Raw genomic sequence first — 20,707 nt, 5'->3', positions numbered from 1 at the left:
AGCATACCGGCCATTTATACGGATTCGTATAGTTCCAGCGGCATGGTCTGCGACACAGGCCGCACGGATGGGATTCGCGGTACCACCCCGCGCCAGAGGATCTGCGGCACCATGAGAAACGTGGACAGAGCGGAATTGGCGACGATCCTGCGCGGCGCGCGATCCCGGCTCACCCCCGCCGATGCCGGCCTGCCCGCCGGATCGCACAGGCAGGTGCCCGGGTTGCGGCGCGAGGAGGTGGCGGGCCTGGCCGGAGTGAGTGTCGACTACATCGTGCGCTTGGAGCAGGGACGCGGGCCGAAGCCGTCCGATCAGGTGCTCGGCGCGTTGACAAGGGCGCTGCGGCTCACCGATGTCGACCGCGATCTGGTCTATCGGCTCGCCGGGTCAGAACCGCCGCAGGCCGGGCGGATTCCGCTGGTCATCCGGCCGAGCGTGCAGCGGCTGCTGGATCGGCTGGCCGACCTGCCGGTGCTCGTACTCTCCGCCAAGTCCGACATCCTCGCCTGGAATCCCCTGTCGGCGGCGCTGCTCGGCGATTTCTCCGCGATCCCGCCTGCCCAGCGCAACATCATGTGGCAGCGCTTCCTCGGCACCGGCATGGGTCGCGTCGTCATGACACCCGAGGAGGCCGACAGCAATGCCGCCGCCTGCGTCGGCTGCCTACGCGCGGTCAAAGCCACCTACCCCGACGACCCCGGCCTGACCCGGCTGCTCGCCGAACTACGCACCGGCAGCGCCGAATTCGAACAACTCTGGCAGGCGGGCCGCTCCAGCGTGATGCACAGCCTCACCAAAACCATCAACCATCCACACCTGGGCATTCTCACCCTCGACTGCGACGCCATGCACGTTCCCGACACCGACCAGACCGTCATCATCTACTCCGCGCCCCCGAACACCCCCACCGCGACCGCCCTCGACCTGCTCCGCGTCACCGGCCTCGAAACCTTCGCGGCGCCACCGGAATAACCACTGGACCCAACGCATCCCACTTGGTTACGGTGCCTTCCTCGAAAGGGAGGACCGATGATCACCGCACCGCGCACCACGACCCTGTGGCGGCCGACGGGCCCCAACGAGCTGGCGCTGGTCGCCGAATCAGGATGGCGCGCTTGGCCACCACGCCTGCCCGACCAGCCGATCTTCTACCCGGTACTGAACGAGGCCTACGCGGTACTGATCGCCCGCGACTGGAACGTCCCCGCATCCGGCGCGGGCTACGTGACACGTTTCGACGTGCGCACCGACTACTTGGACTACTACGACGTGCAGCAGGCCGGTGGTCGCGACATTCTCGAATATTGGATTCCCGCAGCGGATCTCGCCGAGTTCAACCGCCACATCGTCGGCACGATCGAGGTCGTGCGCCGCTTCCCGGACGACGCACCGGTTCCCGGCATCTGACGGGTCAGGCGGCGCCGGTGCGTTCATTCGGCGCCGCCGCCCGGATCGCCGCGACCGCCGCGCGCGGATCGTCGGCCCAGAAGGCGACCGCACGCACCGTGTACTCGCCCTGCGGGGTGGTGAAGGTTTGTGGCTCGGCCAGGTCCACCCGGACATTCGTGGAGCTGCCGACCGAGAGGGCGAGGGTGTCATTTCCGTTGAGCTGCAACGACTTCGAGCCGTCGTAGGCGCGCAGATCGTTGCGCACGTTGCGGACGGCGGCGAGCGGGATGTCCAGTGCGGTGCGGCGCAGGTAGCGGACGCGGAGCCGGTCCGGGGTGAGGACGTGCGGGTACATGTGGTGCGCGGCGAGCATGCCGAGCATCCAGAACAATCCCCAGATGCCCAGTGCCAGCGCGGCGAACCGCACCGGTGGCCACGGGATGAGCAGGTGCACCGCGGGGATCTCCACCGCGCTCACCACGATGAATGCCCAGATGATGGCCGAGACGGCGCCTGCGTAGCGAATCGGTGTGCCGTCCGCGGTGTCGGGTCTGCGGGCGACGGCCCTGGCCAGGCTCACCCAGATGTCGATTTCGAGCCGGACGAAACGGCGTCCGAGCCGCATGATCGGGCGCATGATGCCCTCCTTTGCAATACAACTGCATTGTAAAGAGGAGGACGCAGTTATAGCAATACAACTGCATCGTGAAAAGATGGGCCGATGCCGAAACGGGTGGACCACAGCTCACGCCGGGCGACGATCAGCGACGCCGTGATGCGACTACTCGCGCGCGACGGCCTCGAGGCGATCAGCCTGCGCCACGTCGCCGCCGAAGCCGGCGTCTCCCCCGGCCAGGTGCAGCACTATTTCCCCAGCAAGGACGCGATGATGGAGTTCGCGGCGAGCACCATCGCCGACCGGATCGCCACCCGCATCTCCGCCGCGGGCCCCGATCCCGACCTGCACCACATCCTGACCGCGTTGCTCCCCACCGACCCCGACTCGGCCGCCGACTCCCGCACCCTCATCGGCTACCTGGCCTTCGCCTCCGTCCGCCCCCAGATCGCCGAAACCATGGCCACCAACGGCCGAGCCTTCCGCGACCACATCGCGGGCATGCTGCCCGACCACCCGGACCCGGCGACCGCGGCCAACACCTTGCTGGCCCTCCTCGACGGCCTGGCATTGCACGTCACTCTCGGCCAGATCCCAGCGGAAGCCGCCCACACCCTACTGACCACCGCGATTGATGAAGCCCTGGCCCGAACACGCTGAGCAGGACCAGGATTCACCGGCGCGGACCGGCCGACACAGAACTCTTCGGATCCGCCGCCCGGGACAGATCCAGATCGATGTCGAACAGCACGCCGGATGTACAGATCATCTTGATCTGGCGTCGACTTCCAGGACCTCTGGATGCCGCAGGGCTCGCCTGATGTCTTCGCCGGAATCGCCGGCCTCAGGAACTTGGAATCGACCGACGAGGAGCATCCGGCTTCCGATGGCTCGAAGGTGAACGGGAATGATTTCGGTGGGGATGTCCCAAGCAGTACCGAACTCGCCGTGTGTCCGCTCGAGAAAAACCTTGGTGAATCCACCGTTCAGGTGCATGGCGACTACAGCGAGCTCTCGAAACGGCCGTCCATCCTGCATGAGTGCCCTCCTCAGCCAGTTCGCCCTTTCGAACCCCAGCCTCGCATGCCGGGTGTCCTCGGCGCCCAGCGAACGGACGCCGAGGACATGGTCAGGCGGAGACGCCGACGCCTTGGACGGTCCGGAGTGCGGCGACCGCGCGCTCGGTATCAGCCATGACGAGTTCTGCGTTGATCTGCGCGCCTGCCATGGCTCCCGCCGCCGCGGCCGCGCCGACCTGGGCCGACGGGTCGGTGGCGTTGCCGGCGATCCAGACGCCGGGGACCTCGGTGCGGCCGACCGGGTCGGCGGGGATGTGGTCGCCCGTGCCGGACGGGTGCGGTTGCGGGGTCAGGCCGAGGTCGGTGAGGAAGGTGGCGCGGGTGTTCACGCGCGGGGCCACGACGAGGGCGTCGCGGTCGAGCACCGTGCCGTCGGCCAGGCAGACGCCGGTGAGCTTGTCGGTCGCCAGTACTTCGACGACCTCGCCGTCGACGATCCGAATGCCGCGTGCGGCAAGCTTTTCCGCGTCCTCGGCGCTCAGTGTGGCTGCCGTATGGGTCAGGAACACGATGTCGTCGCTCAGCTGGGTGAACAGCAGGGCCTGGTGCACCGACATCGGGCCGGTCGCCAGGATGCCGATGCGCTGGTCACGCACTTCCCAGCCGTGGCAGTAGGGGCAGTGCAGGACCTCGTTGCCCCAGCGTTCGCGCAGGCCCGCGACCTCGGGCAGTTCGTCGGCGAGGCCGGTCGCGACGAGAATCCGGCGCGCCGCCACCACGCGTCCGTCGGCCAGTGTCACCCGGAACTCGGATTCCGGACCGGCCGGGCTCCCCGCCCCAGCAGCCGCATCCCCCAACGGCACCGAATCACCAACGCCCGCAGCGGATTCGGTGACATCCCGGACCCGCTCGACCGCGACCACCTGCCCGGACACCACATGCCCGCCGTAACCGCGCACCTCGGCGCGACCCCGCTCGAGCAGTTCCAGCGGCGGCATCCCTTCCCGCGCCAGCAAACCGTGCACACCATCTGCCGGTGCGTTGCGCGGCGATCCGCCGTCGATCACGGCGACCGAGCGCCGTGAGCGGGCCAGCATGAGCGCCCCGTTCAGCCCGGCCGCGCCGCCACCGAGGACCACCACGTCGTAGGTGTCGTTCAACTCTTTGACTTCCTCCCGGCCGTGAACGGCAAGGATTCCTCCTGAACCTTGCGGTTCTTCGGTGGGTTCCTGTTTCACAGGGACTCGCTTCCCGCTAGGCGGAAAGACTTACGGTCCCTCCGCAGGCATTTAGACTCTCGGCGCGTCCCGCCGCGAGTATGTTGACAGCAGCGTTCAGGTCGCGGTCGTGGACCGCGCCGCAGCCGCACATCCATTCCCGGACGTGCAGCGGCTTGCGCTCCCCGATGACGCCGCACACCGAGCACATACGGGTTGACGGGAACCACCGATCCACCTTGCTGAACGTGCGCCCGTACCGGGCGGCCTTCTCCTCGAGCATGCGGGTGAACATGCCCCATCCGGCGTCGTGGACTGACTTCGCCAACCGGGTACGCGCTAAACCCTTGACACACAGGTCCTCGACGTACACCGCTTGGTTGTCGCGGATGACCGTCGTGGACTGTTTGTGCGCCCAATCCCGGCGAGTGTCGGCCACCCGGGCGTGAGCCCTCGCGACCTTCGACCGGGCCTTCGCCCGGTTGGCGGAGCCTTTCTCTTTGCGTGACAACAACTGTTGCGCCATGCGGAGTTTGCGTTCGGCGCGACGCAGAAACCTCGGACTGTCGATCATTGTGCCGTTCGACAGCACCGCGAACGTCGACAATCCCAGGTCGATGCCGACCTCGGAATCCACCCGCGGCAACGCCTGCGACTCGATCCCGACCACGAATGACGCGAAGTACCGGCCGGCCGCGTCCTTCACGACCGTCACGCTCGACGGGTCCGAAGGCACCTCCCGCGACCAGGACACCTTCAACTCGCCGATCTTCGCGACATACAGCTTCCGATTCGGCCGCAACGAGAACCCGTTTCGGGTCAACCGGATCGACTGCCGATTGTCCTTGCGGGACCGAAACCGGGGCGCGGCGACCTTCGGGCCCTTGCGTTTCCCGGTGACCGAGGCGAAGAAGTTGCGGTAAGCACTGTGCAGGTCGCCGAGGGCCTGCACCAAAACCACCGACGACACCTCGGCCAGCCACGCCCGTTCGGGAGTCTCCTTCGCCCGGGTGATCACCATCGTTTGCAGAGCCGAGTCCTTGATAAACGGGAGCCCTGCCGCATGCGCTTCCTGCCTCGCTCGCAGCGCGTCGTTGTACACCACCCGCGCGCACCCGAACGCCTTCGCCAGCGCAACCCGCTGGCCGGGCGTCGGGTAGACGCGAAAGTTGTACCGAAGCTGCACAAGATAGAGTGTTCCATATTGGTCTACGGTTTCCAGTGACGATTACAGGCTGGTCGGATTCGACGGCGAACGCGACCACGTGCACCTGCTGATCGAGTGCCCGCCCAAGGTCGCGGTACCCAGACTGGTGACCAGCCTCAAAAGAGTGTCGGCTCGCCGATTGCGTGACCAGTGCCGGTACTGGGTGAACCAGCACAGCATGAACGGGCATCTGTGGTCTCCCAGCTATTTCGCCGCATCCGGCGGCGGCGCGCCGATCGCGATCGTCCGGCAATACATCGAGCAGCAGCAACGCTCCCCTCGTGCCCCGGGAAGGTCGAAATCGATGTGCCAACCCGGCCCTGAAGGACCGGGTTAGCACCCTACGCCTTCCGGTCATCTCTACCTCCTTCGCGAATACCGTGCATCACCCCTCGACGCCGCGGCAACCTTTCTTGCCGATATGGCAAGCTGGGATTCATGGACGACCTCGAGAAGACCCTGGAATCGGTCGGCCCCCGACTGCGCGAGCTGCGCAAACTGCGCCGAACCACGCTGGCCGACCTGTCGGCGGAGACCGGCATCTCGGTGAGCACGCTGTCCCGGCTGGAGTCCGGCGAGCGCAAGCCCACCCTGGAACTACTGCTCCCCCTGGCCAAAGCACACGGCGTCACCCTCGACGAACTCGTCGACGCCCCGCCTACCGGCGACCCGCGCATCCACATGCGCGCGATCACCCGCCACGGCATGACGATGCTACCGCTGACCAAGCGCGCGGGCGGCATCCAAGCGTTCAAGATGATCATCGCCCCCAACGCCCGCAACCGCCCGGACGAACCCCAAGTCCACGAGGGCTACGAATGGCTCTACGTCCTCAACGGCCGCCTGCGCCTGATCCTCGGCGACAACGACATCGTCCTCACCCCCGGCGAAGCCGCCGAATTCGACACCCACATCCCGCACTGGTTCGGTGCCGCCGACGACCACCCCGTCGAATTCCTCAGCCTCTTCGGCAAACAGGGCGAACGAGCCCACTTCCGCGCCCGCCCCAAGAACTCCGACTGACCCACTCTGTGGGTTAGTATCACCCCGAGTAGATCCATGGGGGGGTGGACCGGTGTCATTGCGATACAATGTAATTCAGTCCCGCCTCTGCGGGCCGGAAATCTGCGGCCACCTGTGCCGCGGCACCGGCCGAGACGCCTCGGAGGCACTGTGAACGAGTTGGCTGTTGACGTATCCCGACTCCAGGGATTCCAGCTCGACCTGCAGGACATAGCTGCGAACGCATCATCGAACGCCGCCCGATTCAACTCCGCGATCACCTTGCCCGTGGGCGCGTCGGGACTCATTGCGAACCTCGCGACGCCCCTCGAGAAGTTCCGGTCCGCACACGCAGCGGCTCTGCAGTCCGACACCACCACGATGGACACCCTCGGCACGAACCTGTCGACAGCGGCGACCTCATACCAATCCACCGACGCCGGAACCGCGACCGAGCTGGCCGCGACGACAGACTCCACCGGCGGAAATTCCGGCACGACCGGACCCACCCGATTCGGCGGCCTCCAACTGCCCTGCCTCCCGGAAGTTACCGATGACCAGTACACCTTGAAACAGCTAGTGACCTCGACCATCTCGCAACTGTCTCCCTACGACGAGCCACTGAGTGTCGCGATAGGCATCAAACCGACCGAGGAATACCTCACCCCGCTGCTCGCCGATTGGGAATCGATCGAGACCATCGGCAGGCGAATCGCCATGCTGGGCACCAACGATTATGTCGCCGCGCAGAACGTCATCAACGGATCCAACTGGCTGAGCTCGGACTGGTCGGGCGAAGCTGCGACGTCGTTCACCACCACATCCAGCACCCTCGGGCAAACGATGAACAGTCGAAGCACCGACTCGGAAAGCACGTCGAAGATCGTCGAGAACGGAGGCATATGCCTCGAGCGGCTCGTCTACAACCAGGCGATGGACCTGACCAGCAGGACTCTGAGCAGCATCGCCTACAACGAAGCATCGTTCCCGCTCGGCGCCTGGGCCGGCCAGGTGGACCACCCGATGCCTGCTGGTCTGAAGACCCAGATCACCACGGGCGCAGAAGAGTTGAAGGTGGCCGCCGACACTCGCAGGAACGCGATCACGGCCATCATCGACAAGGTGTCTACAGCCGTGGACTATTCACCCGGACGCGCCGCGCCGGTCTACAACGCCAGCGACTTCGAAGTTCCGGACAAGGTGGAGACAGACCCTGGTTCGAGGAAGTTCGGCATCGGGAACACGGTGTGGTGGGAGGAGGGTGTCGACAATCGCGCCTGAGATCGCCGACTGTGGCGATCGGACGCCTCGATAAGAAGCGATAGCTCACGAGACAAAGGACTCCGATGGCACCACAGATCCCCCCGATGCCGCCACCACCAACCACAGATCCTGGAGCCGGAGTGCACGGCTCACAACGGATCCTCAGTCGCTTCGACGATCTCATGTACTTCCGGTTCGCGTGGGACGCACAGTTAGTCGCCGATTTTGCTGGGCTACACAATGCAGCTCGGGGGATGCGCCATTACCTCGGCAACTCCGGCGATGACATGTGGATCGACCCTACTGTGGTCATGCAGGATGTTGCCAGCGTGAAAGAACATGTGGACAAAGTGGTCACGATTGCGATCACAAAACTTGCCAGAAACGCAGATAACCACAACAAACCCGTCGAGTTCAGCTCGGAGTGGGTGGGCTATGCGATCCCGCAGGAAGAGAGTCTGGACTGGTTCCTCGGCATGGCCGCAGTAGAGGTATCCGCGACCGGAGTTGCCACCATCTCACCATCAAGCGGCACTCAGCCACGCATATCAATGGAATATATGGTGCATATGTTCGATAGATATAATTGGGATGGGGACAAGAGCACCACAGTTCACGGAGTTACGGTCACCGACGCACAGCTCGGTTCACTCCACACAGCTGGACTCGCCAAGGAATTCAACCAATTCGGCTCGTCATGGATATATACGTTTGAAGGCGATCTGCCGCAGGAAGGAAATCTGAACCTTCCGCCCAGCAGGTAAATGCCGCAGGACACACCCGGCCTCACGGAAAGACGAAGATGACACCTCGCGCGAAAACGATCCGTACCGGGTTCTTTGCGGCCATGATCGCAGCGGCTGCCGCCGCATCCGGATGTGCTGAGCCCGGACAGCGAGCCACGGTCGACGAGACAGAAGCACCACAAGGCCCCGCCTTGACGCAAGCGGCCCTGGATTTCGGCGACTGGCAGCTACCGCCTGATGCGAACGTTCTGCTGAGCAAGGATGACTATCACCGCGATCCGAATTACAAACTGGCCGTGGAGGTCTCACCCGAGGGCTTGGTCTGGATGCTGAGCGAGTCGAAATTTTCCGCACCGTTCGACGAAGGCCTCCCGGTTTACAACGATGAGACAATTGCAGGGCCGCCACTGTCGACTTCGCCTCGCGTCAAGGAGGCCCAAGATATGTTCGTATCGAAGGAAGGCGATTCGATGATTCGTGCAGTCGTCGTCGACGAGCGCACCCCCGAACTCCGCATCGTCCACCTCGAGTTTCGCGGGCAATAGGACTCAGCTCTGCAGTGCCGCGATCAGGGCGGGGCTCAGGGCCAGTGCGGGAAGCGATTCCACCAGCAGGTCGACCAATTGTTCTCGGGTGACCGGCTTTTCGATCATCCACGTGAGGATGGTTTCCTCGACGAAGGCGATCCAGCCTCGGATGGCCAGGGTGAGGCGGGCCAGGTCCGGGTCGGCCGGGGGCAGCGGGAGCTCGCTGACGATGAGGTCGGCGATGATGGAGCGGGTGCTGTCGACGTAGCCCGACATTTCGGGGGTGACGCTCGCCGGTCCGCGCAGGACGGAGCGGTAGGACGCCGAGCGTTCGGTGACGTAGTCGACGAAGCGCTCGATGGAGTCGCGGAGCATGTCGAACAAGGACAGTTCGCGATTCGGCGCGATCGCGGTGTAGAACTCCTCGATCACATACCGCGCGATCGCCTCGTGGAACTCCTGCTTGGAGGCGAAGTAGTGGAACAGCAGCCCGCGCGAGATGCCCGCCTGCTTGGCGATGTCGTCGACCGAGATGTCCTCGAGCGACCGCTCGGCCAGCATCTCGGCGCCGAGGGTGATCAGCTGTAGCCGACGTTCCTCGGGGCTGAGCCGCACACGCTTGGTCGCTCCCGAACTCCTGATACTCACATCGACCATCCTAGCCACTACTGAACTCAGCTCAATAGCTGTTGACTCCGGCTCAATAGGGACGTAGTCTGCCTTACATGAGTCGCAAGGTTACAGACAAAGTCGTCGCCAACCGCGCCGCCCGCCACGTCAAGACGATCATCGTCGGCAGCGGGTTCGCGGGCCTCGGTATGGCCATCCGGCTGCATCAGCAGGGCCGCGATGATTTCCTCGTCCTCGAGCGCGGCAGCGATGTCGGCGGCACCTGGCGGGACAACACCTACCCCGGTGCCGCCTGCGACGTGCCATCGCACCTGTACTCGTACTCGTTCGCGCTGAACCCCGACTGGTCGCGCTCGTTCTCCAAGCAGGGCGAGATCCAGGCCTACATCCGCGGCGTCGCGGAGAAGAACAACGTGCTCGACAAGCACCTGTTCGACTGTGACGTCCTCGGCATGCGCTGGAACGCCGAGACGGCCCGCTGGGACATCACCACCAGCAAGGGCGACTTCACCGCCGAGACCGTGGTCTCCGCGGTCGGCGCCCTGTGCGAGCCGTCGCTGCCCGACATCAAGGGCATCAACGAGTTCGAGGGCGAGATCTTCCACTCGGCCCGCTGGGACCACGACGTCGAGCTCGCGGGCAAGCGCGTCGCCGTGATCGGCACCGGCGCCTCGGCCATCCAGATCGTGCCCGCCATCGCGGGCAAGGTCGCCCACCTCGATCTGTACCAGCGCACCGCGCCGTGGCTGCTGCCGCGCATGGATCGCCCGTACCTGCTGCCGGAACGCCTGGCGTTCAAGTACATTCCGGGCGTGCAGCGACTGTCCCGCGCGGCCATCTACGCCGCCCGCGAGACCCAGGTCGTCGGCCTGGCCAAGTACCCCGCGCTGATGAAGATCTTCGAGACGATCTCGCGCGGCAAGCTGCTGGCCGAGGTCCGCGACCCGGTCAAGCGCGCCAAGGTCACCCCGAACTACCGGATCGGCTGCAAGCGCATGCTGATCTCCAACGAGTACTACCCGGCGATCGACCGCGACAACGTCGAGGTGGTCACCGACGGCATCGCCGAGGTCAAGGCGGGCTCGATCGTCACCAAGGACGGCACCGAGCGCGAGATCGACGCGCTGATCGTGGCCACCGGCTTCCACGTCACCGACTCCCCGGCCTTCGAGACCATCACCGGCCGCGCCGGGCAGACGCTGTCCGAGCAGTTCGACGAGGTCGGCCAGCGCGGTTACAAGGGCTCGACCATCGAGAACTTCCCGAACATGTTCTTCCTGCTCGGCCCGAACGTCGGCCTCGGCCACACCTCGATGGTGTTCATGATCGAATCGCAGATCAACTACGTCGCCGACGCGCTGGCTACCATCGATAGGCAGAACCTGCGCACCGTCGAGGTCCGTCCCGAGGCCGTGCGCGCGTACAACACCGAACTGCAGGCGAAGATGGCCGACAGCGTCTGGATGAACGGCGGCTGCGCCAGCTGGTACCTGGACAAGCACGGCAACAACACCACACTGTGGCCCGATTTCACCTTCCAGTTCCGTAGGCTGACCAAGAATTTCGACGTCGCGGCCTACGACACGACTGCTTCGACCGACTCCGACACCGAACTGAAAGTGGTGGCAGCACAGTGAGCAATGATGCTTACTTCACGAACAAAGTCTGTGTGATCACGGGTGCCGGGTCCGGCATCGGCCGCGCGCTGGCCGAGAACCTGGCCCGGCGCGGCGCCAAGCTGGCGCTGTCCGACATCGACGCCGAGGGCCTCGCCGAGACCGTGCGCATCGTCGAGGGACTGGGCGCGCAGGTCAAGTCCGACCGGCTCAACGTCGCCGAGCGCGAGTCCTTCCTGGTCTACGCCGATTCGGTGAAGGCGCACTTCGGCGTCGTGCACCAGATCTACAACAACGCCGGTATCGCCTACCACGGTGATGTCATCAAGACCGAGTTCAAAGACATCGAACGCATCATGGATGTCGACTTCTGGGGCGTCGTCAACGGCACCAAGGCGTTCCTGCCGATGCTGATCGAGTCCGGCGACGGCCACGTGATCAACGTGTCCTCGCTGTTCGGCCTGGTCACCGTGCCCGGCCAGGCGGCCTACAACTCGGCCAAGTTCGCGGTCCGCGGCTTCACCGAGGCGCTGTACCAGGAGATGCGGATCTCCAAGGCGCCGGTCAAGGTCACCTGTGTGCACCCCGGCGGCATCAAGACCGCCGTCGCGCGCAACGCCACCTACGCCGAGGGCATGGACGGCGCCGAGGCCGCCTCGCTGTTCGACAAGTACCTGGCGATCCACACCCCGGAGATGGCCGCGCAGACCATCACCGAGGGCGTGCGCAAGGGTCACGCCCGCGTGCTGATCGGCTGGGAGGCCAAGATGCTGGACGTGAGCGTGCGCTTCCTCGCTTCGGGCTACAACCGGATCTCGGCCGTGGTCAACGGCCGCTTCATGCCGCACTGAGCCGAGCGGAATTCAGGTAACGCCATGCGCGAGTTCAAGATTCCGCTGCCGATCGCCCGCGTGTTGCTCGACCCGGTCTTCCGGGTCACGCTCAACGCGCGGCTGCCGGTGGCGGTGCAGCGCGCTCTGCTCGACGCGGTCTCCCTGCTGCAGCTGGTGCCCGACGGTTCCGTCGTGCAGCACCTGCAGCTGGGGGGCCGCCCGGCCGAGCGGGTCATCGCGGAGACAGCGATCCCGGGTTCGCGTACCCGGGCGGTCCCGCCGGAGCGTGCCGCCGGCGCGATCCTGTACCTGCACGGCGGCGGTTACGTGGTCGGCTCGCTGACCACGCACCGCTCGCTGGTGGCGCACCTGGCGCAGGAGACCTCGTGCGCGGTCTACGCGCTGGACTACCGGCTCGCGCCCGAACACCCGCTCCCGGCCGGCCTCGACGACGCCGAGGCCGCGTTCCTGGATCTGGTGCACAACGTCGGTTACCGGCCCGACCAGATCTGCCTGGCCGGTGACTCGGCGGGCGGCGGCCTCGCGCTGGCGCTGGCCCAGCGGCTGATCGAACAGCACGAGATGACGCCCGCCGCCCTCGGCCTCATCGCACCCTGGGTCGACCCGACCCAGGTGCCCGCCAAAGCCCGCGACCTGGTGATCAACCGGGCGTGGTCGCAAGCGTGTGCCGCCTACTACCTCGGCGACGGCGCCGCAACCGACGCGGGCTACGCCCCGCTCACCGGAAACCTGCTCGGCCTGCCTCCCACCTACGTGCAGGCCGATGTGAGCGAACTGTTACACGATCAGTGCTGCCAGCTCGTTTCAGCCCTGCGTGGGGCGGGTGTGCACGTCCGCTTCACCGAAACCCGCGGCCTCTGGCATGTCGCGCAACTGCAGGCCGCGCTGGTCACCGAGGCAGCGCTGGCACTCAGCGAACTCGCAGAATTCCTGCGAGAAGCAATTCAGCCGGTATCGATCGACGATTTACGATAAAGCCTGGTGACGGGCAATTCGGGCGGCGATATCGCGGCCCGCGCGAACGTGTCGTAGATTACTGGCGAGTAGAACCCACTGGAAGGGCACAGATGCGAGAGTTCGAAGTTCCGGCTTCCTACACCATCCCGGACGATGCGAACAATTCCGACAACGTCTTCCGCTTCGGCAAGGAGACGCCGAACACGGTGTTGTTCAACGTCCCGAACGGCAGCGGCGGCTGGAACGACGTGACGGCGGCACAGTTCGAGAAGGCCGTCACCGGCGTCGCCAAGGGCCTGATCGCCGCGGGCATCGAACTGGGCGACCGCGTCGCCATCATGGCAGCCACCCGCTACGAGTGGTCGCTGCTGGACTTCGCGATCTGGGCCGCCGGTGGCGTGACCGTCGCGATCTACGACAGCTCGGCCGCCGAGCAGGCCAAGTGGATTCTGCAGGACTCCGAGACCAAGCTGCTGGTCGTCGAGAACGACAAGCACCGCGCCACGATCGACGAGATCGAAGCCGGTTCGCTGCCCGCGCTGGCCGAGACCCTGCAGATCGACAAGGGCGCGGTCGACGAGCTGACCAAGCGCGGCGCCGATCTCGACGACGAGGTCGTGCACGCCCGCCGCAAGCAGGTCGGCGCGGCCTCCCCGGCCACCCTGATCTACACCTCGGGCACCACCGGCCGCCCCAAGGGCGTGCAGCTGACCCACGCGAACCTGTGGGCGGAGTCGCGTTCGGGCGGCATCGAGCTGTCCGCCTTCGTCTCCGAGGGCCAGAAGACCCTGCTGTTCCTGCCGCTGGCGCACGTCTTCGCCCGCGCGGTCGCGCTGATCGCCTTCGATTCCAAGGTGACCGTCCGCCACAGCTCGGACTGGACGACGCTGGTCGAGCAGTTCGGTGAGTTCAAGCCGGACTTCATCCTCTCGGTGCCGCGCGTGTTCGAGAAGGTGTTCAACTCCGCCAAGCAGAAGGCGCACGACGGCGGCAAGGGCAAGATCTTCGACGCCGCGGCCGAGACCGCCATCGCCTACAGCACCGCGCTCGAGACCAAGGGCGGCCCCGACCTGCTGCTCAAGCTCAAGCACTTCGTCTTCGACAAGCTGGTCTACAGCAAGCTGCGCGCGGCCCTCGGCGGGCAGTGCCTGGCCGCGGTCTCCGGTGGCGGCCCGCTGGGCGCTCGCCTCGGCCACTTCTTCCGTGGCGCGGGCGTCACGATCTACGAGGGCTACGGCCTGACCGAGACCACCGCCGCGTTCACCGTCAACACTCCGCAGTTCATCCGGGTCGGCTCGGTCGGTCGCCCGATCCAGGGCCACGCGGCCAAGATCGCCGAGGACGGCGAGCTGCTGCTCAAGGGTTCGGTCGTGTTCAACGGCTACTGGGGCAACGCCGAGGCCACCGAGGAAGCGTTCGAGGACGGCTGGTTCAAGACCGGCGACCTCGGCGCCATCGACGCCGACGGCTTCGTCACCATCACCGGCCGCAAGAAGGAAATCCTGGTCACCGCGGGCGGCAAGAACGTCTCCCCCGCCGTGCTCGAGGACTCCCTGCGCGCGCACCCGCTGATCAGCCAGGTCATGGTCGTCGGTGACGGGCAGCCGTTCATCGGCGCGCTGATCACCCTCGACCCGGAGGCGCTGCCGGGCTGGAAGGACCGCAACGGCGTCGCCGCCGACACCGCGATCGAGTCGCTGATCGAGAACCCGGCGCTGGTCGCCGAGGTGCAGGCCGCGGTCGACGAGACCAACAAGAAGGTCTCCAAGGCCGAGGCGATCAAGAAGATCCGCATCCTCCCGGTCGACTGGACCCAGGAGGGTGGCGAGCTCACCCCGAAGATGTCGCTCAAGCGCGCCGTCGTCATGAAGCAGTACGCGGGCGAGGTCGACAAGATCTACTCGTGATCGGGTAGTTCGTACCGCCGAAACGGCCGGTTGCCTGCCAGGGCGACCGGCCGTTTCGAGTTTCTGAGTCACAGCGAGACGAGTTCGGGATCCCGGGCGGGCACGGTGGCCGGGGCGGGCAATGGCTCCGGGCGGTTGCGCACGAACAGTGTCGAGGCGATCACCCCGGCCAGCAGGGCGAGCCCGGGCAGGTACATCGCCTCGCTCATCGCCGCGCTGAACGCGGCCCGCAGCGCCGGCGGCACGGTGCCGGTCACCGCGCCGTGCACATCCGCCTCGCCGTCGAAACCGTGCGCCGACAGTCGCGCCGCGATCAGGGCGGCGATGGCCGCGCTGCCGAGTACCGCGCCCAGCTGGCGGGTGGTGCTGTAGACCCCGGACCCGGCACCGGACTGATGCGCGGGCAGGTTCCTGGTGGCGATGGCGGGCAGCAGCGCCCAGATGAAGCCGTTGGCCACTCCGCCGAAGGCCGCGATCACCGCGAAGACCACCAGCGGGGCATCAGGGTCGGCCACCAGCAGCGCTAGTCCGCCGATGACGCTCGCCAGCAGCGCGAAACCGACGCCGGGCAGGACAGCGGGGTGCAGCCGCGCGGAGAAGCGGCCTGCCAGCGGCGCGCAGACCACGGTGCCCAGCGCCATCGGCGCGAGGACCAGCGCCGCCGCGGTGGGCGAGAGCCCGCGGACCCCCTGAAAGTAGAAGTAGGCGGGCACCATCGCCGCGTTGAACCCGACGCCCATCGCCGCGACGGCCAGGCTCGACAGCGCGAAATTGCGGTCCCGGAACAGACTCAGCGGCACCAGCGGCTCACCGTCGGCCTGCGCCTGGTGGATGACGAACACGACCATCGTCACCAGTCCGCCGCCGATGAGCAGCCACACCTGGGCCGACCAGTCCTGATTCTCGCCCTCCTGGATGCCGTACACCAGCAGGAACAGGCCGATGCCGCTGAGCAGCACGCCGACCAGGTCGAAGCGGCGCATGCCGGTCGGCAGGACGGGCAGCAGCCAGGCGCCGAGCGCCAGCGCGAGGATGCCGACGGGGATGTTGAGGAAGAAGATCCACTGCCAGCCGAGGCTGTCCACCAGGACACCGCCGAGCAGCGGGCCGACCAGGGTCGCCAGCCCGGCCGCGCTGCCCCACACGCCCATCGCCGCACCACGCTGATCGGCCGGGAAGATGCGAGCGATCACCGCCATCGTCTGCGGGACGAGCAGCGCGGCGCCGATGCCCTGGACGCCGCGCGCCACGATCAGCATGTCGACGGTGCCGGACAGGCCACACCACAGCGAGGCCAGCGTGAATACAGTCAGGCCGGCGAGATACAGGTACTTGGGTCCCACCCGGTCGCCGAGCCGGCCTGCGGCGAGCAGCGGGACCGCGAAGCCGAGCAGGTAGGCGCTGGTGACCCAGATGACCTCGGTGACGTCGGCGTCCAGGTCGCTCATGATGGCCGGGTTGGCGACCGCGGCGATGGTCATGTCCATCAGGATCATGAAATAGCCGACGATCAGCGCGGCCAGCGCCCACCACGGATTACGTTGGGACGTCACGGTTTCGGTTCCTCTGCTCAGCGCCCGGGGAGATCCGGATACGCGGCGAAGGTTCCGCAGGCAGGTGAATACCGGGTGTTCCGGAACCGTCTGCCGCGTGGCGCGAACCTCACCGCGGGTATCGCCGCGAGCCGGGTGGTGACCCGAATCACCGATCCGCCCGGATCTCCATACCGGCACCGCGATTCGTCACCAGCGGTGAGAAAAGAATGAACAGAAGAAACCGGCCGGTCGCCGGTATTTTGATGCCGCCGACGGATCGCGGTGATCCGCGCCTCCCGGTCGGCGGTTCACCATACTTCACCGTCACCGCACAGACACCGGAGTACGGACGACCCGCCACCTCGGATCAGGCAGGAATGGCCGTCGAGCGCTCGCGGAGGACACGGAGCGCGGCGAGCGCGATGGCGAGATCGGCGGTGATCTCGAACAGAGCCGCGAACCAGGAGAAGCCGGTGACGCGGTTCTCGGCGGGTGCGGCGATGAAGCTGTCGCTCAGCGGGCCGAACCAGTCGGGCAGCAGGTGGACGACGGTGAAGCCGAGCGCGCTCGCGAAGCCGATCAGGACCGCGGCCCGTGGCGCTGCCGGGTGCCCGCGGATCACCAGGAACACGGTGAACAGCGCGAACAGCAGTTGCAGTGAGCCGAGGGCGTTCACCAACGCCGACGTGACATCCATTCCGCGCCGTAGGTGGTCGGCGCCGTGGACGAGCAGGGCGACGGCGAAGACCGCCGTCGCGGTGCGCAGGGTGGTCTCGGGTGCTGTCGTCTCGGGCATGGGTTCTCCTGCCGCAGGGTTCAGTTCTACTACGCAGTGTAGTTTTCGGGAACGTGCTCCCGCAGGCGTTCGGCCGTCACGAATCGGTCACCGCGGGCGGAAGTAGGCTCGCCCCATGGCGTTCTTGCGGGTCTTGGCCGGGATCGTGGCTGCCGCACTGGTCCTCGGTGTGGCCGAACTGGTCGCGGTGTTCACCGGGGCGGGCAGTGCGCCCGCGTACGCGCTCGGGGCGAGCGTCGTCGACCACACGCCCGACGGGATCCGGGAATGGGCGATCCAGACCTTCGGGACGAACGACAAGGCCGTGTTGTTCGGGTGCATGGGTGTCGTGGCGGTGGTCGTCGCCGGTCTGGCGGGTGCCGTCGAACGCACCACCCGGCCGGTCGGCTCGATCGTCTTCGGCGTCTTCGGGGTGCTCGCCGCCGTTGTCGGGACCGGCCGGGTCGGTGGCATCAGCGGGGCGTTGCCCGCGCTGATCGGTACTGCCGCAGGGATACTCGCGTTGCGGGGACTCACCCGGCGAATCGACACCGCCGCAGCGGAAACGCTGGGGAATGGAGCTACCAGCGACAGATCGGCCGGCACGGGGACCGCTGGTGCAGGGGCTGCCGGGTCGGCCAGTGCAGGGCCGGCAGGCACGGGGACCATCGATGCCGGTCAGATCGACGCTGGGCGCGCCGGCTCGGGTCAAACAGACGCCGGTCAGGCTGACTCCGGTCAGACAGACGCCGGCCAGGCAAGCACCGGGCGGCGACGAGTGCTCGGCGGGATCGCGGCCACCGGCCTGTTCGCCGTCGGCGCCGGGCTGGGGGGACGACTGCTGGGCGGGGCGCGCACCGATATCTCAGCCGAGCGGGCGACCGTCGAACTGCCCGGCCCCGCGACCCCGCTGCCCGGTCTGCCGCCGGACGCCGACCTGCGGGTTCCCGGCCTTACTCCGTTTCTCACCTCGAACAGCGAGTTCTACCGGATCGACACCGCGCTGATCGTTCCCCAGGTGTCCACAGACTCGTGGTCGCTGCGCATCCACGGCATGGTCGACCGCGAAATCACCCTCACCTGGGACGATCTCGCGCGCCGCGTACCGGTCGAAAAGCTGGTGACGCTGGCCTGCGTCTCCAACCCGATCAACGGCGACCTGATCGGCAACGCCCGCTGGCTCGGCTACCGGCTCGACGAACTCCTCGCCGAAGCGGGCCCACTCCCCGACGCCGACATGGTGCTCTCGACCAGCGCGGACGGCTGGACCGCCGGCACACCACTCACGGCACTCACCGACGGTCGCGACGCGCTGCTGGCGATCGGCATGAACGGCGAACCGCTCCCGATCCAGCACGGCTACCCCGCCCGGCTGATCGTGCCCGGCCTCTACGGCTATGTCTCGGCCACCAAATGGGTCACCGAACTCGAGGTCACCCGCTTCGACAAGGCCACCGCCTACTGGACCCGCCGCGGCTGGTCGGCGCAGGGCCCGATCAAAACCGGCACCCGCATCGATACCCCGCGCGGCCGCGGCCGGATTCCCCAGGGCCGCACCACGATCGCCGGTGTCGCGTGGGCCCAGCACCGCGGCGTCACCGCCGTCGAAGTCCAGATCGACAACGGCGACTGGCGACCAGCCCGCCTGTCCACCGAGGTCTCCATCGACACCTGGCGCCAATGGGTCTACGACTGGGACGCCACCCCCGGCCAGCACACCCTCCGCGCCCGCACCACCGACACCACCGGCATCCCACAGACGGCGCTCCAGCAGGACGTCATCCCGGACGGCGCCACCGGCTACCCCACCCTCACCATCCAGGTGCAGTAGCGGCACAGCCTGCCGCCGGGCGTGCGGAACCACCGAATCGAGCCCACCAGAAAGCTGCGCGACTGCTGACCGATCCGGCGGAAGCCACGGCACTCGCCAAGGTACGACGGTGGCCGTAACCGCGGACGGCGCGGCGATATCAGGCGCTCGCGTCGGCTTTCGCCGGTTCGGATGCCCGGCCAGCGCCGGACTTCCCGTGCCCGACGAACAGGGCCGAGGCGATGACGCCGATGAGCAGGATGGCGGCGGGGAGCAGCATCGACTGGGACAGTGAGGTGCTGAACTCGTCGAGGATCTGGGGTGGGAGAGGGCCGGTGGCCGTGCCCTCGCCGACCGGGGCGCCACCGCCGAGGCCGTTGGCGGTCAGGCGGGCGGCGATCAACGCGCTGATCGCGGCGCTGCCGAGCACCGAACCCACCTGGCGGGTGGTGTTGTAGACACCGGCGCCCGCACCGGCCTGGGCGATCGGCAGGTTGTGTGTGGCCGTCGAGGCCAGTGGCGCCCAGATGCACGCGTTGGCCAGGCCGGCGACGGCGGCGGCGGTCAGGAACAGGATGATCGGCGAATCCGGTGTCATCAGCGCGGCGAAGGCGAAGACCGAGCCGGCGAACAGCGTGAAACCGATGGTCGGCACCAGCCGGGGCGGCAGCCGGTCCGAGAACTTGCCGACGAACGGCGCGGTGACACCGGTGACGATCGCCATCGGCGCGAAGACCAGCGCCGAGGCGGTCGGCGACATCTCCCGCACGGCCTGCAGATAGAAGTACGAGGGCACCATCATCGAGGTGACCGCGGCGCCCATCGCGGCGATCGCCGTGTTCGACAGCGAGAAGTTGCGGTCGCGGAACAGGCTCATCGGCACCAGCGGCTCGCCCCGGTTCCTGGCCTGGTTGACCACGAACGCCACCAGCATGAGCGCGCCGAACCCGATCAGCAGCCAGATCCGCAGCGACCAGTCGTTCGCATTGCCCTCCTGGATACCGAACACCAGCGCCGACATGCCGATACCGCTGAGCGCGACACCGACGAGGTCGAACTTGTGGTCGCTGGTCGGCAGCGCGGGTACCAGCCACATGGCCAGCCCGAACGCGATGATGCCGACCGGCACGTTGACGAAGAAGATCCACTGCCAGCCGAGGGTGTCGACCAGCACACCGCCCAGGATCGGGCCGACCAGCGTCGCGAGGCCGGCGACGCCGCCCCACAGGCCCATCGCGGCGCCGCGCTTGTCCGGCGCGAAGGTGCGGGTGATGACGGCCATCGTCTGTGGCGTCATCAGCGCGGCGCCGATGCCCTGGGCGGCCCTGGCGGCGATCAGCATGCCGATGCTGCCGGACAGGCCACACCACAGCGAGGCGCCGGTGAAGATCGCCAGGCCGATCAGATAGATGTTCTTGGGGCCGTACTTGTCGCCGAGGCGGCCGGTGACCAGCAGCGGCACCGCGTAGGTGAGCAGGTACGCGCTGGTCACCCAGATGACGTTGGAGATGTCGCTGTTCAGGTCCTCCATGATCGCCGGGTTGGCGACCGCGACGATCGTCATGTCGAGCAGGATCATGAAGAACCCGACCACCAGCGCGAACAGCGCCAGCCACGGATTACGTTGGGTGGTCATC

The 20,707-nt window shown here is 66.9% G+C and carries 20 protein-coding genes and 1 pseudogene; 13 read left to right on the top strand and 8 right to left on the bottom strand.

The window, feature by feature from the left end:
* Positions 1 to 111 precede the first annotated feature (111 nt).
* Both ACWF82_RS09085 and ACWF82_RS09080 read left to right on the top strand, forming a co-directional pair.
* On the top strand, positions 112 to 972 hold the full coding sequence (locus ACWF82_RS09085; RefSeq protein ID WP_452499519.1) for a helix-turn-helix transcriptional regulator: 861 nt from the start codon (positions 112 to 114) through the stop codon (positions 970 to 972).
* A gap of 57 nt (positions 973 to 1,029) precedes the next feature.
* Positions 1,030 to 1,407, top strand: a complete 378-nt coding sequence (locus tag ACWF82_RS09080) for an ADP-ribosylation/crystallin J1 (protein ID WP_452499517.1) — start codon at positions 1,030 to 1,032, stop codon at positions 1,405 to 1,407.
* Positions 1,408 to 1,411: 4 nt separating this feature from the next.
* Here the strand turns inward: ACWF82_RS09080 and ACWF82_RS09075 are convergent, their stop codons facing one another.
* Positions 1,412 to 2,026 carry a hypothetical protein gene (locus ACWF82_RS09075; RefSeq protein ID WP_452499515.1) on the bottom strand — a complete coding sequence of 205 codons (615 nt, stop codon included), beginning with the start codon at positions 2,024 to 2,026 and terminating at the stop codon, positions 1,412 to 1,414.
* A gap of 84 nt (positions 2,027 to 2,110) precedes the next feature.
* On the opposite strand from ACWF82_RS09075, the gene ACWF82_RS09070 reads away from it, so the two are divergent.
* Positions 2,111 to 2,665 carry a TetR/AcrR family transcriptional regulator gene (locus ACWF82_RS09070; RefSeq protein WP_452499513.1) on the top strand — a complete coding sequence of 185 codons (555 nt, stop codon included), beginning with the start codon at positions 2,111 to 2,113 and terminating at the stop codon, positions 2,663 to 2,665.
* A 105-nt stretch (positions 2,666 to 2,770) separates the two neighbouring features.
* Here the strand turns inward: ACWF82_RS09070 and ACWF82_RS09065 are convergent, their stop codons facing one another.
* The 3 genes from ACWF82_RS09065 to ACWF82_RS09055 form a co-directional block, all read right to left on the bottom strand.
* Positions 2,771 to 3,043, bottom strand: a complete 273-nt coding sequence (locus ACWF82_RS09065; protein WP_452499511.1) for a hypothetical protein — start codon at positions 3,041 to 3,043, stop codon at positions 2,771 to 2,773.
* Positions 3,044 to 3,134: 91 nt separating this feature from the next.
* Complete coding sequence (locus ACWF82_RS09060) at positions 3,135 to 4,184, bottom strand: NAD(P)/FAD-dependent oxidoreductase (protein ID WP_452499509.1); 1,050 nt, start codon at positions 4,182 to 4,184, stop codon at positions 3,135 to 3,137.
* A gap of 94 nt (positions 4,185 to 4,278) precedes the next feature.
* Complete coding sequence (locus ACWF82_RS09055) at positions 4,279 to 5,427, bottom strand: RNA-guided endonuclease InsQ/TnpB family protein (RefSeq protein WP_452499507.1); 1,149 nt, start codon at positions 5,425 to 5,427, stop codon at positions 4,279 to 4,281.
* 43 nt (positions 5,428 to 5,470) lie between these two features.
* Between ACWF82_RS09055 and tnpA the strand changes: the two are divergent.
* From tnpA to ACWF82_RS09030, 5 genes and pseudogenes are all read left to right on the top strand, one after another.
* A pseudogene (gene tnpA / locus ACWF82_RS09050) lies at positions 5,471 to 5,785 on the top strand (IS200/IS605 family transposase); the annotation flags it as partial.
* A gap of 101 nt (positions 5,786 to 5,886) precedes the next feature.
* A complete protein-coding gene (locus ACWF82_RS09045; protein ID WP_452499505.1) occupies positions 5,887 to 6,471 on the top strand; it encodes a helix-turn-helix domain-containing protein in 585 nt (194 codons plus the stop codon).
* A gap of 150 nt (positions 6,472 to 6,621) precedes the next feature.
* The gene (locus ACWF82_RS09040) at positions 6,622 to 7,731 is read left to right on the top strand and encodes a hypothetical protein (protein ID WP_452499503.1); all 1,110 of its coding nucleotides are present in this window, start codon (positions 6,622 to 6,624) and stop codon (positions 7,729 to 7,731) included.
* Positions 7,732 to 7,796: 65 nt separating this feature from the next.
* Positions 7,797 to 8,477, top strand: coding sequence for a hypothetical protein (locus ACWF82_RS09035; RefSeq protein ID WP_452499501.1), 681 nt, complete (start codon positions 7,797 to 7,799; stop codon positions 8,475 to 8,477).
* A 38-nt stretch (positions 8,478 to 8,515) separates the two neighbouring features.
* Complete coding sequence (locus ACWF82_RS09030; RefSeq protein WP_452499499.1) at positions 8,516 to 9,004, top strand: hypothetical protein; 489 nt, start codon at positions 8,516 to 8,518, stop codon at positions 9,002 to 9,004.
* 3 nt (positions 9,005 to 9,007) lie between these two features.
* Here the strand turns inward: ACWF82_RS09030 and ACWF82_RS09025 are convergent, their stop codons facing one another.
* Positions 9,008 to 9,643 (bottom strand): TetR/AcrR family transcriptional regulator, encoded by a 636-nt coding sequence (locus ACWF82_RS09025; RefSeq protein ID WP_379303843.1) that lies wholly within the window; start codon positions 9,641 to 9,643, stop codon positions 9,008 to 9,010.
* A 68-nt stretch (positions 9,644 to 9,711) separates the two neighbouring features.
* Between ACWF82_RS09025 and ACWF82_RS09020 the strand changes: the two genes are divergently transcribed.
* The 4 genes from ACWF82_RS09020 (at position 9,712) to ACWF82_RS09005 (ending at position 14,950) form a co-directional block, all read left to right on the top strand.
* A complete protein-coding gene (locus ACWF82_RS09020) occupies positions 9,712 to 11,253 on the top strand; it encodes a flavin-containing monooxygenase (RefSeq protein ID WP_452499496.1) in 1,542 nt (513 codons plus the stop codon).
* Positions 11,250 to 12,083 (top strand): SDR family NAD(P)-dependent oxidoreductase, encoded by an 834-nt coding sequence (locus ACWF82_RS09015; protein ID WP_189026441.1) that lies wholly within the window; start codon positions 11,250 to 11,252, stop codon positions 12,081 to 12,083. Before ACWF82_RS09020 ends, ACWF82_RS09015 begins: the two co-directional genes overlap by 4 nt.
* Positions 12,084 to 12,107: 24 nt before the next feature.
* Positions 12,108 to 13,061, top strand: a complete 954-nt coding sequence (locus ACWF82_RS09010) for an alpha/beta hydrolase fold domain-containing protein (protein WP_452499494.1) — start codon at positions 12,108 to 12,110, stop codon at positions 13,059 to 13,061.
* A gap of 92 nt (positions 13,062 to 13,153) precedes the next feature.
* Positions 13,154 to 14,950: an AMP-dependent synthetase/ligase gene (locus tag ACWF82_RS09005; RefSeq protein ID WP_452499492.1), complete on the top strand. Its 1,797-nt coding sequence runs from the start codon at positions 13,154 to 13,156 to the stop codon at positions 14,948 to 14,950.
* A 68-nt stretch (positions 14,951 to 15,018) separates the two neighbouring features.
* On the opposite strand, the gene ACWF82_RS09000 is transcribed toward ACWF82_RS09005, so the two are convergent.
* Together ACWF82_RS09000 and ACWF82_RS08995 are read right to left on the bottom strand one after the other, a co-directional pair.
* Positions 15,019 to 16,503: a DHA2 family efflux MFS transporter permease subunit gene (locus ACWF82_RS09000; protein WP_452499490.1), complete on the bottom strand. Its 1,485-nt coding sequence runs from the start codon at positions 16,501 to 16,503 to the stop codon at positions 15,019 to 15,021.
* Positions 16,504 to 16,852: 349 nt separating this feature from the next.
* On the bottom strand, positions 16,853 to 17,281 hold the full coding sequence (locus tag ACWF82_RS08995) for a hypothetical protein (protein WP_452499488.1): 429 nt from the start codon (positions 17,279 to 17,281) through the stop codon (positions 16,853 to 16,855).
* A gap of 115 nt (positions 17,282 to 17,396) precedes the next feature.
* On the opposite strand from ACWF82_RS08995, the gene ACWF82_RS08990 reads away from it, so the two are divergent.
* Positions 17,397 to 19,091 carry a molybdopterin-dependent oxidoreductase gene (locus tag ACWF82_RS08990; RefSeq protein WP_452499486.1) on the top strand — a complete coding sequence of 565 codons (1,695 nt, stop codon included), beginning with the start codon at positions 17,397 to 17,399 and terminating at the stop codon, positions 19,089 to 19,091.
* A gap of 139 nt (positions 19,092 to 19,230) precedes the next feature.
* Here the strand turns inward: ACWF82_RS08990 and ACWF82_RS08985 are convergent, their stop codons facing one another.
* Positions 19,231 to 20,706, bottom strand: a complete 1,476-nt coding sequence (locus ACWF82_RS08985; protein WP_452499484.1) for a DHA2 family efflux MFS transporter permease subunit — start codon at positions 20,704 to 20,706, stop codon at positions 19,231 to 19,233.
* Position 20,707: the final 1 nt, after the last annotated feature.

Source organism: Nocardia sp. NPDC055053, from assembly GCF_053608285.1.
The sequence above is the reverse complement of the archived record's forward strand: the minus strand, read 5'-3'. Positions and strand labels throughout refer to the sequence as shown.

What these genes read in the sequence shown, in the direction of transcription:
- ACWF82_RS09085 (WP_452499519.1), top strand. Translation starts at nt 112, where the DNA reads ATGAGAAACGTGGACAGAGCGGAATTGGCGACGATCCTGCGCGGCGCG.
- ACWF82_RS09080 (WP_452499517.1), top strand. Translation starts at nt 1,030, where the DNA reads ATGATCACCGCACCGCGCACCACGACCCTGTGGCGGCCGACGGGCCCC.
- ACWF82_RS09075 (WP_452499515.1), bottom strand. Translation starts at nt 2,026, where the DNA reads ATGCGCCCGATCATGCGGCTCGGACGCCGTTTCGTCCGGCTCGAAATC.
- ACWF82_RS09070 (WP_452499513.1), top strand. Translation starts at nt 2,111, where the DNA reads ATGCCGAAACGGGTGGACCACAGCTCACGCCGGGCGACGATCAGCGAC.
- ACWF82_RS09065 (WP_452499511.1), bottom strand. Translation starts at nt 3,043, where the DNA reads ATGCAGGATGGACGGCCGTTTCGAGAGCTCGCTGTAGTCGCCATGCAC.
- ACWF82_RS09045 (WP_452499505.1), top strand. Translation starts at nt 5,887, where the DNA reads ATGGACGACCTCGAGAAGACCCTGGAATCGGTCGGCCCCCGACTGCGC.
- ACWF82_RS09035 (WP_452499501.1), top strand. Translation starts at nt 7,797, where the DNA reads ATGGCACCACAGATCCCCCCGATGCCGCCACCACCAACCACAGATCCT.
- ACWF82_RS09030 (WP_452499499.1), top strand. Translation starts at nt 8,516, where the DNA reads ATGACACCTCGCGCGAAAACGATCCGTACCGGGTTCTTTGCGGCCATG.
- ACWF82_RS09025 (WP_379303843.1), bottom strand. Translation starts at nt 9,643, where the DNA reads ATGGTCGATGTGAGTATCAGGAGTTCGGGAGCGACCAAGCGTGTGCGG.
- ACWF82_RS09020 (WP_452499496.1), top strand. Translation starts at nt 9,712, where the DNA reads ATGAGTCGCAAGGTTACAGACAAAGTCGTCGCCAACCGCGCCGCCCGC.
- ACWF82_RS09010 (WP_452499494.1), top strand. Translation starts at nt 12,108, where the DNA reads ATGCGCGAGTTCAAGATTCCGCTGCCGATCGCCCGCGTGTTGCTCGAC.
- ACWF82_RS09005 (WP_452499492.1), top strand. Translation starts at nt 13,154, where the DNA reads ATGCGAGAGTTCGAAGTTCCGGCTTCCTACACCATCCCGGACGATGCG.
- ACWF82_RS08995 (WP_452499488.1), bottom strand. Translation starts at nt 17,281, where the DNA reads ATGCCCGAGACGACAGCACCCGAGACCACCCTGCGCACCGCGACGGCG.
- ACWF82_RS08990 (WP_452499486.1), top strand. Translation starts at nt 17,397, where the DNA reads ATGGCGTTCTTGCGGGTCTTGGCCGGGATCGTGGCTGCCGCACTGGTC.
- ACWF82_RS08985 (WP_452499484.1), bottom strand. Translation starts at nt 20,706, where the DNA reads ATGACCACCCAACGTAATCCGTGGCTGGCGCTGTTCGCGCTGGTGGTC.